Raw genomic sequence first — 14242 nt, 5'->3', positions numbered from 1 at the left:
TTTATCGCACTTTCTTTTTAGTTGTGCTTTACTCATCTTACCAGTTATAAAGTTTGCAGATAATAATAATGAATAAAGCCATTTTAATTGACCAAGTTGCTAAAGTTTTTGTAGAGCAAATGCCGTTTAACCAGTTTTTACAAATAAAAGTTAAATCACTAGATGCGGAACAAGCGCAAATAAGCTTTCCTTGGCAGGATGTCTTTATTGGTAATCCTGCTCAAAAAATTCTCCACGGTGGGGTGATCTCTGCGGTGCTTGATAATGTGGGGGGGATGCTAGCGGCGGCGGCGATGATAGATAAGCTCACTGAGCTTAATATAGTTAGTATTCAAACCAAGCTAGCGACACTCGGCACCATCGATTTGCGCACTGATTACTTGCGTCCAGGCAAAGGGCTTGAATTTACCGCCAGTGCTAAGCTAATTCGCTCCGGTAATAAAGTATGTGTATGCCGGATGGAGCTCCATAATGAACAAGGCATTCAAATAGCTTTTGGTACGGCAACTTATTTAGTTGGATAAAGCGTAGCTGGCAGGTAAACTAGCCGCCATTAAACTACATCAGAAACAATCTATGCCAACTAATCCTGAACAGCGTAAAGGTGTTATCTTAGCCTGTATGGCTTTTTTTATGTGGGGCTTAGCACCTATTTATTTTAAATTACTACAGCATATATCAGCTTTTGAAATACTGATGCATCGTGTGGTTTGGTCGGTATTATTCATCGTCATCATTGTTGCAGTAATGAAGCAATGGCATAAAGTACAGCATGTGCTTAAACACCCTAAACTCATTGCTATGCTGGTTATTACGGCCACCTTACTTGGCTTTAACTGGGGGCTATTTATTTGGGCGGTTAATAATGATCATATGCTTGATGCAAGTCTTGGTTATTATATCAATCCGTTATTAAACGTACTGCTAGGTATGCTTTTTTTAAGTGAAAAACTACGCAAATGGCAAGCGCTAGCGGTTGGTCTGGCGTTATGTGGTGTGGTGATCCAAGTTATTAGTTTTGGCTCATTTCCGGTGGTCGCACTTTCATTAGCAGGGTCATTTGCGGTGTATGGCTTACTTCGTAAAAAGTTACCTATCGAATCATTGCCGGGGTTACTACTAGAGGCATTAATATTATTGCCAGTTGCTTTAGTATATTGGTGGTTAATGGCGCCATCGAATAGCTCTGATTTCGTAGCGAATGATTGGCATACTAATGTATTGTTGATCAGTGCAGGCGTTATTACCACACTGCCACTACTTTGCTTTACAGGTGCTGCCAAGCGATTGCAGTATACTACTTTAGGGTTTTTCCAATATATTGGGCCAAGTTTAATGTTTGTGTTGGCGGTGGTATTTTATGGTGAAGTATTTAGTGCTGAACGAATAGTAACATTTGCTTGTATTTGGAGTGCGCTGGCTATCTTTAGTTGGGACTCCTATCGACAATCACAAAAGCGTAAACGTGAAAATATCCCTGCACCCACTAAGCCTGTTTAAGCAATGACTTTATTGCGGCCAGTCTCTTTGGCTTCATAAAGCTTAATATCGGCCTGTTTTAATAATTCATCGATTTGATAAACAGGTCCGTGTGCGTAACCAATAGAGAGCGTAAATTGAATTTTTTCTTTGCTAAATTCAGGGCTATTGAGCTCAACAAAGTGACGAAAATTATCCAGACGTTTTAATACTTCATCTTTATTTGTGTCATTAAAATACACTGCAAACTCTTCACCACCTAAACGAGCCGCCAAGTCTTTTGTAAAGTATTTTGCAAAACAAATTGAAAGTCCTTTTAGTACTTCATCACCAGCATCGTGGCCATAGGTATCATTGATTGCTTTAAAGTGGTCAATATCAAACATTGCTAAAGAAGGTGTTAATTCTTGTTTCTTCAGTTGTTTTAACGATTTTGCGGTTTCTTCAAAGAAGTAGCGACGATTAGGTAGTTTAGTTAAATAGTCAGTATTGGCTTGCAAGCGAATAGTCGTAATTTGCTCTAGCATGTCAACGTTTTGGCTCAAACGACAATAAAACTCTTCGCTGTTAAATGGTTTACGTAAATAATCGTTAGCACCATTTTTTAAGAAGCGTGCGGAAAGGTGTGAAGTATCAGAACCTGAAATACCAATAATGGCTTTTTCATCATTGCTGTATAAACGGCGGATCTCAGTACATAATTCATCACCATTCATATTGGGCATTTCATTATCAGTAATGATCACGGCTACATCGGGAGTTTTTTCCAGTACGGCGAGCGCTTCAACACCATCATTGGCCTCTAAAACCTGATACTTATGGCGTTTCAGTAAATTACAGATATGATGTCGAGTTGCAACAGAGTCATCAACCACCAATACTTTGACCTCTTCATTACGAGGTAAGCGTTGTAACTGTTTTTCTAAATATTGGTAAGCTTGTTTATTTTCTTTGGTGATGTAATCAATGATTGGGTATTTTTCAACAGTATCACGGGTTTTTAAATCTATGTTACCTGTCATGACAATGGTGGGGATATCAGCTGCTATAGTGCAGGGAATTGCTTCCCCTTGCGGAGCGTCCGGTAAAATAAAATCTACCACTGCGCAAAAATAGCTATTTTTGCTGATTAACTCTTTTGCTTGCGCTAATGTGCCAGCTATATCAGCGTCATAGCCAACTTTAATTGCAATGTGTTTTTGCACTCGCGCTATAGTTGGCGTATCTTCAATGATGAGTATTTTTCGTGTCACGTAACACCTTGTTTTTGGCATAGCCAAGTTTATTCAGTTATACAAGTTGTAACTGTTAAAACACGAAAAAGCAAATAACACCATTACTTTTATAAACTATCAGACTCCGAATAGTAGTCTGGATTTTGTGGTGCAGGACTTGAAATTTTAGAACGCCCAAACAGAGTATGAAACTTTGCTTTACAGGTCGTTAGCTTTAGGTATTTAATCCACGCACGTTCAATTGCGTTGGTTGGTTCTTGATTACCAGAGACAACGGCAAAAAATTGTTCTTGGATTTCATTTTGTGGTTCAAGGGTTTTATTATATAACCCTTTTAGAACAACACCGTGTTGTTCAAGGATACTGGCTTCTAGTAAGGTGAAATTACCGCTGCGGCCGAATCCGCGCGGAAAGTTTTGATCATCATAAAACTGACGTTGGCTTACAAATGCTTGGCGAAGTAGTGAAATATCATTGCTCATGGCTGTTTCCTCATACCCTATTTTCAAGCTGGAGTATGGATCAAGTTGCGCAATTTATTAAACAAAAAATTTTTATCGTGAGGATAAATAATTGGATATAGATTTATTGAAAACCTTTGTCGAAGTGGTACGTACTCGTCACTTTGGTAAAGCGGCTGAAAACCTTTACATTACGCAGTCTGCGGTGAGTTTTCGAATTCGTCAATTAGAACAAGGACTAGGGGTTAATTTATTTATCCGCCAACGTAATAACATCCAATTGACTGCACCAGGGGAGCGCTTATTACCCCATGCGCAAATGATTATTACTGGTATGCAACGAGCTAAAGTCGATGTTGCTCTTGCTGATAATATGCATAAGCAAGTAAGTTTAGCAGGGACGCCCAATATTTGGGATGCTTTTTTACAGTTTGGTATCACTAATATTGTTTCTGCAATGCCAGGGGTATCGCTGGTGGCTGAAGTTAAAGCACAGCAAGAAAGTACAAGGTTATTATTAGAGCGCACCTTAGATCTAGCGATTTTATTTGATCCACCAAAAGTGGATGAATTAGTAGTTGAGCGTATTTGCACCTTGCCAATTATACCTATCAGTGCATTTGAAGGAGCTGCTAATGATAACTTTTTTGATAATCAATATGTCTATGTTGACTGGGGAACTACCTTCTCACTTTGGCATGCACGGCAATTTACTGGCCACACTCCACCATATTTTCGTACCAGCACAGGACGCATTGCATTAGATTTGATACTACAATGTGGAGGTAGTGCATTTATTCCTGAAGTTTTAGCGAAAAGCCATATAGATAAAGGGGAGCTACATCGAGTGTCTGATGTGGAACATACTTCTCGGGATATTTTTGTCGCTTATCACAGAGATAATGAACAAAAACCCTTGCTTGAGACGTTGGTTAATTTATTACTGGAATTAACACCAACAATAAGCAGTGAATTTAGTGCTAAGTAAGCTATATATGACAGTTTTGTGTTGATTTGATGTCTTTTGTTGTTCCTTTTTATGAATAATATGAGTCATAAATATTTCTGTTGTAATATTTCTGTCATTTACCGCAGGCAAAATGCAGCGAATTAAAAATTAGTCTGTTGCGTTTATTGAGGAAATAATATGAAATTTGCAAAGTCGAGCCTATTACTAGCTGTGTTAAGTGGTTTATCTTTTTCTGCATTTGCTGATGTTGATGTGTATGGTAAAGCAAATGTCTCTGTGCAATCTTCGGATGACGGTGAAGGGTCATTCAGCGAAATTAAAAGCAATGCATCGCGAATCGGTTTTAAAGGTTCTGAAAACATCAGTGATGGCTTAGAAGCTATTTATAAGTTCGAATTTCAAGTTAATGTTTCTGATGATTCAAAAGACACGTTTACGTCACGTAATCAATACGTCGGTTTAAAAGGTGGATTTGGTCAAGTTGTGCTTGGTCGTAATGATACTGCTTTAAAGCAATCGCAAGGTAAGCTTGATTTATTTAATGACCTTGAAGGCGATATTAAAAATTTATTCAAAGGTGAAAACCGTCTTAGTGATACAGTTACTTATTCATCAAAGGATTTAAGTGGCTTTAAAGTGCTTGCAACTTACGTTGCAGAAAAAGACAGTGATGGCGATAGCGGTTATTCATTAGCACTTACTTATGGCGATGCTGGGCTGAAGAAGAGTAACGTTTATGCATCAATTGCTGCCGACAGTGAAGTCAATGGTTATGATGTTGTACGCGCTACCGTGCAAGGTAAAGTGGCTGATATTAAACTAGGTGCAATGTACCAAAGCCAAGAAAAAGTGGATGGTAGCGGTGATGCCGATGGTTATTTAGTTAATGCGGCTTATACCCTTGATAGCAATACATTTAAAGTTCAATACCAGATAATGGATTTTGATGCGGGTGATAAAAAATCAGCTATCTCTGCTGGTGTTGATCACTCATTGAGCAAAAACACTACGCTATTTGCCTTCTACACTAATTTTGATATGGACAGCAATGTTGATCAAGATTACTTAGGTGTTGGCATGGAATACAAGTTTTAGTCTTTAGACTGTTGAAAAAGCCTTACTTATTACAGTAAGGCTTTTTACAATTAAGCTTGTGCATACACTGATTTACCCGCAAGCCAGCGATTGATTAGTTGTTCTACTTGTTCAGGATACTGGCGGAGCATTTGTAGTGCGATAGGTCTGACTAAGTTGAGTGTGTGCTTATCTCTGGTTAAGTCAGCAATTTTAAATTCCGCTAAACCTGTTTGTTTTGTGCCGAGCACTTCACCTGGACCACGAATTTCCAAATCACGTTCTGCAATTACAAAACCATCATTGCTATCTCTTAGAACAGCCAAACGTTTTTGTGCAGTATGAGACAGCGGTGCGTGGTATAAAAGCACACAATGGGATGCGATTGCACCACGACCAACTCGACCACGTAACTGATGTAATTGTGCAAGGCCAAGCCGTTCAGGATTTTCAATGATGATCAAACTGGCATTCGGCACATCTACACCGACTTCAATGACCGTTGTCGCCACTAATATATGAATCTTTCCAGCTTTGAACTCGCTCATAATAGCTTGCTTTTCTGCTGCTTTCATACGGCCATGAACTAATCCTATAGTTAACTCTGGCAGTGCATGAGTTAATTGCAGTGCGCTATCTTCTGCTGCTTGGCATTGCAATGCTTCCGATTCATCAATTAAGGTGCATACCCAATATACTTGACGACCTTGCTCGGTACAGGCTGTTTTTACACGAGCAATAATTTCATCACGACGCGTATCAGGTAGTGCAATGGTTTTAATTGGGGTACGTCCTGGTGGCAACTCATCAATCACGGACGTTTCTAAATCGGCATAAGCTGTCATCGCCAGTGTACGTGGGATCGGTGTTGCTGTCATAACCAGTTGATGGGGATAGCAATCACCAAAACGGCCTTTTTCTCGTAGCGATAAGCGCTGATGGACGCCAAAGCGGTGTTGTTCGTCAATAATAATAAGCACTAGGTTATTAAATGTTACTTGTTCTTGAAATAACGCATGAGTCCCAACAATCATTTGCGCTTCACCTGATGCTATTTTTTCAAGCGTTGCGCTGCGTTCTTTTCCTTTGGTTTTACCACCGAGCCATGCTGTAGTTATACCTAAAGCCGTAAACCAATTTTCGAAAGTAATGCCATGTTGTTCTGACAGAATTTCGGTGGGTGCCATTAATGCCACCTGATAGCCCTGTGCGATAGCTGTTAAGGCGCTCAGTGCCGCAACTAGGGTTTTACCTGAGCCAACATCGCCTTGTACTAAGCGCATCATTGGATAAGGAGACTGCAAATCGTTTTTTATTTCAGCGACGACTTTGTTTTGCGCGTTGGTTGGAGCAAAGGGGAGCTGCGCTAAAAAATCATGCTCCAGATGATTAATAGGGTTCAGAGCAACTGCTTTTACTTGCTGTCCTTGTTGACGTAATTTTAATAAGCTCAAATTTTGCGCCAGTAACTCTTCAAACACTAAACGTTGTTGAGCCGGGTGCAGGCCTTGCTCTAATGCGGTGATATCTACATCATTAGCGGGGCGATGTAAAAGTAGCAGTGCTTGAGTTAAATCCATACCAGCGTGTTGGAATTGCACTGGCAATAACTCTTCTACCTGATATTTTTCAAGTAATGCAATCGCCTGATCACTTAATGCACGGATCGACAGTTGTTTTAACCCTTCCGTTGTCGAGTAAACAGGCGTTAGTGTGGTTGCTGTTGGTTGTTCGCTCGGTGTATCGCTGAGGCTGTATTCAGGATGAGTCATTTCATAACCGACTCTGCCACGTCGTACCTCGCCAAAACAGCGGATCACCTTACCGCTACTTAAGGTATTCTTTTGTGCTGCAGTAAAATTAAAAAATCGCAGGGTGAGTCGTCCAGTACCATCGTTAACTTGGCACACGAGCATTTTACGTTTACCAAAGGTAATTTGGCTGGTTTCTATGGTGGCTTCAATACTGACATGACTATGCATAGCTAAATCACTGATAGCATAAATACGGGTGCGGTCTTCATATCGAAGCGGTAGATGAAAGAGCATATCTTGCACTGTGCTAATGCCGAGTTTTTTTAGCCGCTCGGCCATCTTTGGACCAACGCCTTTGAGGTCAGTGATTGGGTAGCGGCTTAAAGTTGGCTTTGACACAATACGCTCAAATCTTTCATTTTTAGATACTTTTTAGTTTACGTGCGAACAGGCCTGTCATCAAGCATGTTTTAATTTGTGCCAAAACTCATCATCAGCGATGATTTCACCATTTTCATCGAGGGCTGGATAGGGTTGCGATTTTTCTTTGCATTTTTGTGCAATGATTGGGTGGCAACCTTCAAATAGCATCTTATGTTTTATGCTCTCATCCAGCATGGTGCGCTCATATAAGCCAGCTTGCAGGCGTTGGTTTTGTGCTTCAAATAATATCAGTGCAGCGGCCACAGACACATTCAGAGACTGCGCCATACCTTGCATTGGAATAATAATGTTTTTATCTGCGTGGGCAAGTGCTTGTGGAGAGATCCCGGTTTTTTCTTGGCCGACAATAATGGCTGTTGGCAGAGTATAATCAATCTCACGGTAGTCAACAGCATCAGGGCATAAGTTAGTAGCGAGTATTTGTACTTGCGGATTATGCTGGCGCATCATAGCCACAGCGCTGTCGATATCTTTATGTAAGTGAGTTGCGATCCAATTTTTACTGCCCCCAGAGGTATTATTGGTGAGCCATTTTTGGTTTTGTGGCCATACTGCATGAACATTATGGCAACCCACAGCATCAGCGCTGCGAACAATTGCAGACAAGTTATGGTGTTTGTGCACATCTTCTAAGCACACGGTTAAATCGGTTTGACGACGATCTAGTACGTGTTTAATGCGATGATAGCGGGTGTTTTCCATTTTTAGCCTTGTCTGAACTCATAAAATTGCCGCTATTATACGGGAATTACCGTCTTAAGGCATTACTGAGCGGCTAATTGGGTTTTGCAGTGATATTAGCGTTTCGGTTGACTGAATAGCTTCGATAGCTTGAATCTTATTGATCAATACATCTTGTAAATGATCAATTGAACGGGTCATTACCTTAATAAAAATACTGTAGTTACCGGTTGTGTAATAAGCCTCAACGACTTCTTCGAGTTCCTTTAGATGCAATAAGGTTTGTGGGTAGTCTCGAGCATTATTGAGGTTGATGCCAATAAAACAACACACATCGTAGCCTAACTGCTTGGCATTGACGCTAACTTGGGTGCCTGTAATGATCCCCGCTTGTTTCATTTTTTCAATCCGTACATGAATTGTACCTGCGCTAACGGCGAACCGTTTGGCTAATTCTGCATAGGCTGTGCGAGCATTATCCATTAATGCGTGGAGGATCTGTTTATCAAGATTATCGATTTGATAATTTTCCATATAAATATCATCTTTAAATTATTGAATCATCATTTTTTATACCACTAAATTAATCAAATTAATATGGTAAAGGTGTTTTTGTTATTGGTTATTGAATTAAAGTGCAAAATGATTGAGGATTGCTTTAACGACATGGTTGCTCATAGTGCAATCATGCATTTATACAAGTAACAATAACTGGGAATGAGGCCAATTATTATGAGTTCACACTTTGTCCAGCAACAGCTGCAAATTAGTAAAGTTAAACAGTATTTTTCACACCAGCTAGAACAACAGCTAGGGTTAATTGAAGTACAAGCGCCTATTCTGGCTAAAGTAGGCGATGGTATCCAAGATAACCTAAGTGGCACTGAAAATGCGGTTGCGGTAAAAGTTAAAACTATTCCAGCGAGTCAATTTGAAGTGGTTCACTCTTTGGCAAAATGGAAGCGAAAAACACTAGCTGAGCACGGCTTTGCAATTGGTGAAGGTTTATACACACATATGAAAGCGTTGCGCCCGGATGAAGAGTCATTAAGCCCCATCCATTCTGTTTATGTTGATCAGTGGGATTGGGAGAAAGTAATTTGTGCCAGTTCTGAGCGCTCTCTTGATAAGTTAAAAGAAACAGTACAAGCCTTGTATAAAGGCTTAAAAGCAACCGAGCAATTTGTTGCTGATGAATTTGGTATATCACCATTTTTACCCGCTGATATTACTTTTGTACACAGTGAACAGTTACGTCAAATGTACCCTGATTTTACCGCCAAGCAGCGCGAAAAAGCGATTACACAAGAATATGGTGCGGTGTTTTTGATAGGCATTGGTGGGGCATTAGCCGATGGTAAGATTCATGATGTACGCGCACCTGACTACGATGATTGGTCGACTCAGACCTGCGAGCAATACAGTGGCTTAAATGGTGATATTTTACTGTGGAACCCTGTGCTTGAAGATGCTTTTGAAATTTCATCAATGGGTATTCGCGTATCACCAGAAGCATTAGTTGCACAGCTTGCAATTACCGGTGACCAAGCTCGTTTAGAATTTGATTGGCATAAGCAACTACTAGCTAAACAATTACCACAGACAATTGGTGGTGGCATTGGTCAATCTCGATTGGCGATGTTGTTATTACAAAAACCTCACATCGGTCAAGTACAAGTAAGTGTATGGCCGGAGGAGTTAAAACAACAAGTGGCTGGTATTTTATAACGTAGACGAGACAATAGAGACTATCTGCTGTTAGTCTCTATCTGCTTGCGATCAACTGGTTTTAAATTCAATCTCTATTTTTCCTTCTTGCAGTTTTACGTTACAAGGAGGATAGCTGCGATTTGTTCTTAATACTTTATCGAAAATGTGGATTTCTACCCCAGAATGCAATTTTTTATTGACCGCTAAATTAGCATTATCAAGTAGTTCATATAGACTTTGTTCTAGCGTTGTTAGGCGTTTTTCTAGCTGCTCTGCTTGTTGGCAATAATGTTGCTGAGTAGCTCCAATTTTAGCGAGCAATAGTTTTTTCTTATCTAAATCTTTTACTAAATCGGCCTTTTCTAGCGTTGCTTGCAGGGTGTCTAATTGCTCATCGGTTTTAGCTAATTCTTTAAGGCATTCATCGGTTTCAGTAGTAACAGACTTTCCTGAGGCAACCATGTTTATGAGCATTTTAGCGCCAGATTCATTACCAATTTCACCAGCGATAATCATTCCGGCATCCAGGATCTCGCCACCAAATAACTTCCCATGTGGATTGTCTGCTTGGCCTATCTGTAAAAGCTTAGTCGCTTTCATTGCGCAGTGGCTAGCTTGGCGCTCAATAAAAATATTATTACCTTCAAGGTAGCTATATTGGGCGTGAGATAAATGAATATCACCGTTACAAATAATTTTGCACGAAAGTGTTTTATCATCTAGCTGGTGGCCAATCACACCTTGTTTAATGGTGATATTACCTTGCGCTGTCAGTTCTCCGGATTCAACCGTCCCCATCACAGTTATATCGCCTTTCGCGGTTACTTTCATGCCTGGCTCTATATTATGAGTGACAATAATGCTGCCATCAAAGTTTATATGGCCGCTTTTAACTGTGACATCGCCAATCGTAAAAATATCATCAACGCGCATGCCATTTTGTATTTCGACTGGTACGCCCGCAATACTTGAGATTAATTCAAGAGGATTAGTTTTTGATATTTCACTGCCCTCACCAGCAACTAGCGGGCTACTTTCTCCTGCTTTTGCCGGAAGTACATCGCCTTTTACGGTAAAACCTTCTTTACCAGGGGTTGCGGGTTGCTGTCGAACTAACAATGTACCGGGTTCAACACTTGCTAACTTGCCAAAGTCGCGCATATCGACAGTGCCATCTTCGCGCAGTTTCGGGGTATGCAAACGCTCTTTTAAAGTTAATACTTGAGGGAGTAATTTTGATGATTTGCCGTCTTCTGGTAAGCGACCTTTAGCGAGGATACCTTTAACGGTAGTGCCAGCGGGTAATTCAAATTGTTTTTGTAGCAGCTGCTCTAAAAATGCTTGTTTGTAGCCCCGAGCAACCCCAGCTTTGATCAGCTGCTGTTTCGCTTGATCAAGGGCTAAAACTTTGCCACCTTGTGCGAGTGTGAGTTCGCCTGTTGCTAACATTTTATCATCACTGAGTGTAACAGTTAGTGTGGCGTCATGCTTACTGGCAACCACTAAACTACGTTCGCTACTAGGCTCTTTAAAAAAAGCATTGATAGCATCATAGTCTATGCGACATTCACAGAATGTTGATTTTTCTAGAGCCTCAATAACAAAAGCGGCACTAGGCGGCGAATGTTCTATAACATCGAGTAGTACATTACCGTTATGAGCAAGCTTAAACACGGATCATCCTTTTACAACACTTAAGTTAAAGGTTTTTATAATTATATAAGGATAGAGTGCTAGAGATTTGAATAACTGTCAAGAAAATCGAGGAAAAGGGGACTGATGAGTTAATACACCTAAGCATAAATACCTAGGTGTATTGCTGTAAGCTTAATTTGTTGAAGGCAATTCCATAATACCGTCAATTTCAACTTGCACGTTTTTTGGTAATGCGCGCACGCCAATTGCTGCTCGGGCAGGGTAAGGTGCTTTGAAGTATTGGCTCATTACTTCATTTACCGTCGCAAAGTTAGATAGATCAGTTAAATAGATATTAACTTTTACCAAGTCTTGGATGTTGCCACCGGCTTCTTCACATACCGCACTAATATTTTTAAATACTTGATGTGTTTGTTCTGCGAAATCTTCAGAGATCACTTCCATCGTTGCTGGAACTAATGGAATTTGACCCGATAAGTAAACTGCTGTACCAACTTTTACTGCTTGGCTATAAGTGCCGATGGCAGCAGGTGCTAGATCCGTAGAAATAAATGCTTTATTCATGATTTTCCTATGTTATTTTTTACGATAGACTTTTTGCACATCAGGCATTACGCGAATGCGGCGCATGATATTAGCAACATGGACACGGTTTTTCACGGTGATCCCTAAATCTATCACGTATAAATTACTTTCTTTTTCATCTGTGGCAATTTCCACTATGTTTGCTTGGGTTGTAGCAATTACATTGGTTAGTTTTGCGAGTGCGCCTTGGTGGTTTATGATTTCCACACGCAGTGCTGCAATATATTCTTTTTCTGGATTATCATCCCATTTAACAACCAAGTACTTGGAGCGTTCAGTTTCCCAGCCGCGAATATTTTTACATTCTTGGCGGTGAACCGTGATGCCTTTACCTTGGCTTATATGTGCGGTGATAGCATCCCCAGGCACTGGTCGACAACATTTAGAATAATTAACTAGCATGCCTTCAGTGCCAATAATGGTCGCTTTAGCATTTTTAGTCATATCGCCTAAATCATCATTGTCATTTTGCAGTAAGCGGCGTGCGATCAGCATGCTCATTAAATTACCGCAGCCAATTTCAACTAATAGCTCTAATACAGTATTGAGTTCATGTTCTGCTAATACGCGACTAATATTTTCGTCAGGCAGATCATCGAACTTCGTTTCACCTAAAGCTGAGTCGAGTAAGCGACGGCCAAGTAATAAAGCTTCTTCATGATGTTGGCTCCTCAGGTAATTGCGAATTCCTAAACGTGCTTTACCGGTAACAATAAAGTTTAACCACGTTGCGTTAGGGTGCGCACCTGAGCTGGTAATCACTTCAACTGTTTGACCCGTATCTAATGCTTTACTTAACGGATGAGGTTTACGGTTAACGCGTGCACCCACACAGGTATTACCAACATCGGTATGGACCGCGTATGCAAAATCAACGGCGGTTGCACCCATAGGTAACTCGACTATGCGACCATCAGGAGTGAACACGTAAATTTCTTCTGGGAATAGCTCTGTTTTAACGTTTTCAACAAATTCAAATGATGAGCCTGCGCTTTGTTGTAATTCCAACAAACTTTGCATCCACTGACGTGCACGTTGTTGTGCAGTGTGGCCTGCGCTATCACCGGATTTTTTATACATCCAATGAGCAGCAACTCCTTTATCTGCCATGTGATCCATATCGTGAGTACGGATCTGGATCTCAACAGGGATCCCATGTGGACCAACTAATGAGGTATGCAACGATTGATAACCATTAGTTTTAGGTACTGCTATATAATCTTTAAAGCGAGTTTCGATTGGCTTATATAAATTATGGGCAACACCAAGTACCCGATAGCAGATATCCATTGAATCAACTGCAATTCTAAATGCGTAGATATCCATGACTTCATTAAACAGTAACTCTTTATTAAGCATTTTTTTATAAATACTATATAAGTGTTTTTCGCGCCCAGAAACAGTGGCTGTAATACCAGCTTCTTCAAGGCGTGCTGTTATCTCGGTTTGGATATTTGAAATGACTTCTTTGCGATTGCCGCGCGCTTTGGCAACTTCTGACTTTAAAGCGCGATGACGCATCGGGTAGAGGGCTTGAAAACCTAAATCCTCTAACTCATTTTTAATATCGTGAATACCTAAACGATTAGCAATCGGCGCATAAATCTCTAACGTTTCGCGGGCAATACGTCGACGTTTGTCAGGACGTAATGCTCCAAGAGTGCGCATATTATGAGTACGATCAGCAAGTTTGATTAAAATAACACGAATATCTTGTGTCATTGCCATAATCATTTTTCGATAGTTTTCAGCTTGGAATTCTTTTTTATCTTTAAAGCTGAGCTTATCAAGCTTGCTTACGCCCTCAACTAATTCGGCGACTGTCTCGCCAAAAATTTCGGCTAAATCTTGTTGGCTAAAGTCGGTGTCTTCAATCACATCATGCATTAATGCAGCCATTAACGTTTCGTGATCTAAATGCATACCAGCCAGAATTTGGCTTACTTCAACAGGGTGAGTAATGTAAGGTTCGCCACTTGAGCGAGTTTGACCCTCATGGGCCTCTCGGGCTACCACATAGGCTTTTTGTACCAGCTCTACATCAGCAGCAGGTAAGTATTCTGATATTTTCTTTTTTAGACCTTCAAAAAGATACATTCACACTCCAATGTTCTCGTGAAGCAAATAGGTAACGGTATGTTAAGAATATACGATGAAAAGAAGGGATTGCCAACGGCTAGAATAGAAATACTA

At 40.4% G+C, this 14242-nt stretch carries 13 protein-coding genes; 5 read left to right on the top strand and 8 right to left on the bottom strand.

Features of this window, described 5'->3' with window-relative positions; genetic code table 11:
• The first annotated feature begins 68 nt into the window (after positions 1-68).
• Both H5203_RS07945 and rarD read left to right on the top strand, forming a co-directional pair.
• Positions 69-524 carry a thioesterase family protein gene (locus tag H5203_RS07945; RefSeq protein ID WP_145237064.1) on the top strand — a complete coding sequence of 152 codons (456 nt, stop codon included), beginning with the start codon at positions 69-71 and terminating at the stop codon, positions 522-524.
• 52 nt (positions 525-576) lie between these two features.
• On the top strand, positions 577-1500 hold the full coding sequence (rarD, locus tag H5203_RS07940) for an EamA family transporter RarD (protein WP_145237068.1): 924 nt from the start codon (positions 577-579) through the stop codon (positions 1498-1500).
• On the opposite strand, the gene H5203_RS07935 is transcribed toward rarD, so the two are convergent.
• The gene (locus H5203_RS07935; protein ID WP_182758926.1) at positions 1497-2732 is read right to left on the bottom strand and encodes a response regulator; all 1236 of its coding nucleotides are present in this window, start codon (positions 2730-2732) and stop codon (positions 1497-1499) included. The genes rarD and H5203_RS07935 overlap by 4 nt on opposite strands.
• A gap of 89 nt (positions 2733-2821) precedes the next feature.
• Positions 2822-3196, bottom strand: a complete 375-nt coding sequence (locus H5203_RS07930; protein ID WP_145237075.1) for a DUF413 domain-containing protein — start codon at positions 3194-3196, stop codon at positions 2822-2824.
• Between the two features lie 91 nt (positions 3197-3287).
• On the opposite strand from H5203_RS07930, the gene H5203_RS07925 reads away from it, so the two are divergent.
• Positions 3288-4163: a LysR family transcriptional regulator gene (locus tag H5203_RS07925; protein WP_145237078.1), complete on the top strand. Its 876-nt coding sequence runs from the start codon at positions 3288-3290 to the stop codon at positions 4161-4163.
• A 159-nt stretch (positions 4164-4322) separates the two neighbouring features.
• On the top strand, positions 4323-5240 hold the full coding sequence (locus tag H5203_RS07920; RefSeq protein ID WP_145237083.1) for a porin: 918 nt from the start codon (positions 4323-4325) through the stop codon (positions 5238-5240).
• A gap of 50 nt (positions 5241-5290) precedes the next feature.
• Here the strand turns inward: H5203_RS07920 and recG are convergent, their stop codons facing one another.
• From recG to asnC, 3 genes are read right to left on the bottom strand one after another with little or no spacing between them, the layout of a single operon-like run.
• A complete protein-coding gene (gene recG, locus H5203_RS07915) occupies positions 5291-7372 on the bottom strand; it encodes an ATP-dependent DNA helicase RecG (RefSeq protein WP_145237086.1) in 2082 nt (693 codons plus the stop codon).
• Between the two features lie 60 nt (positions 7373-7432).
• The gene (trmH, locus tag H5203_RS07910) at positions 7433-8119 is read right to left on the bottom strand and encodes a tRNA (guanosine(18)-2'-O)-methyltransferase TrmH (RefSeq protein WP_145237089.1); all 687 of its coding nucleotides are present in this window, start codon (positions 8117-8119) and stop codon (positions 7433-7435) included.
• A gap of 54 nt (positions 8120-8173) precedes the next feature.
• A complete protein-coding gene (asnC, locus tag H5203_RS07905) occupies positions 8174-8632 on the bottom strand; it encodes a transcriptional regulator AsnC (protein WP_145237092.1) in 459 nt (152 codons plus the stop codon).
• A gap of 198 nt (positions 8633-8830) precedes the next feature.
• Between asnC and asnA the strand changes: the two genes are divergently transcribed.
• Positions 8831-9826: an aspartate--ammonia ligase gene (asnA, locus tag H5203_RS07900; RefSeq protein WP_145237095.1), complete on the top strand. Its 996-nt coding sequence runs from the start codon at positions 8831-8833 to the stop codon at positions 9824-9826.
• 51 nt (positions 9827-9877) lie between these two features.
• Here asnA and H5203_RS07895 read toward each other — a convergent pair whose 3' ends face one another.
• From H5203_RS07895 to spoT, 3 genes are all read right to left on the bottom strand, one after another.
• The gene (locus tag H5203_RS07895; RefSeq protein ID WP_182758928.1) at positions 9878-11482 is read right to left on the bottom strand and encodes a DUF342 domain-containing protein; all 1605 of its coding nucleotides are present in this window, start codon (positions 11480-11482) and stop codon (positions 9878-9880) included.
• A gap of 153 nt (positions 11483-11635) precedes the next feature.
• Positions 11636-12028 (bottom strand): RidA family protein, encoded by a 393-nt coding sequence (locus H5203_RS07890; RefSeq protein ID WP_145237101.1) that lies wholly within the window; start codon positions 12026-12028, stop codon positions 11636-11638.
• 12 nt (positions 12029-12040) lie between these two features.
• The gene (spoT, locus tag H5203_RS07885) at positions 12041-14146 is read right to left on the bottom strand and encodes a bifunctional GTP diphosphokinase/guanosine-3',5'-bis pyrophosphate 3'-pyrophosphohydrolase (RefSeq protein WP_145237104.1); all 2106 of its coding nucleotides are present in this window, start codon (positions 14144-14146) and stop codon (positions 12041-12043) included.
• Between the last annotated feature and the right edge of the window lie 96 nt (positions 14147-14242).

Origin of the sequence: Pseudoalteromonas sp. SG41-1, assembly GCF_014164575.1 — a bacterium.
In the GTDB taxonomy this organism is placed as follows: Bacteria; Pseudomonadota; Gammaproteobacteria; order Enterobacterales; family Alteromonadaceae; genus Pseudoalteromonas; species Pseudoalteromonas rhizosphaerae.
The sequence above is the reverse complement of the archived record's forward strand: the minus strand, read 5'-3'. Positions and strand labels throughout refer to the sequence as shown.

Coding starts and splice junctions, on each gene's coding strand:
- H5203_RS07945 (WP_145237064.1), top strand. CDS start 69: ATGAATAAAGCCATTTTAATTGACCAAGTTGCTAAAGTTTTTGTAGAG.
- rarD (WP_145237068.1), top strand. CDS start 577: ATGCCAACTAATCCTGAACAGCGTAAAGGTGTTATCTTAGCCTGTATG.
- H5203_RS07930 (WP_145237075.1), bottom strand. CDS start 3,196: ATGAGCAATGATATTTCACTACTTCGCCAAGCATTTGTAAGCCAACGT.
- H5203_RS07920 (WP_145237083.1), top strand. CDS start 4,323: ATGAAATTTGCAAAGTCGAGCCTATTACTAGCTGTGTTAAGTGGTTTA.
- trmH (WP_145237089.1), bottom strand. CDS start 8,119: ATGGAAAACACCCGCTATCATCGCATTAAACACGTACTAGATCGTCGT.
- asnC (WP_145237092.1), bottom strand. CDS start 8,632: ATGGAAAATTATCAAATCGATAATCTTGATAAACAGATCCTCCACGCA.
- asnA (WP_145237095.1), top strand. CDS start 8,831: ATGAGTTCACACTTTGTCCAGCAACAGCTGCAAATTAGTAAAGTTAAA.
- H5203_RS07890 (WP_145237101.1), bottom strand. CDS start 12,028: ATGAATAAAGCATTTATTTCTACGGATCTAGCACCTGCTGCCATCGGC.
- spoT (WP_145237104.1), bottom strand. CDS start 14,146: ATGTATCTTTTTGAAGGTCTAAAAAAGAAAATATCAGAATACTTACCT.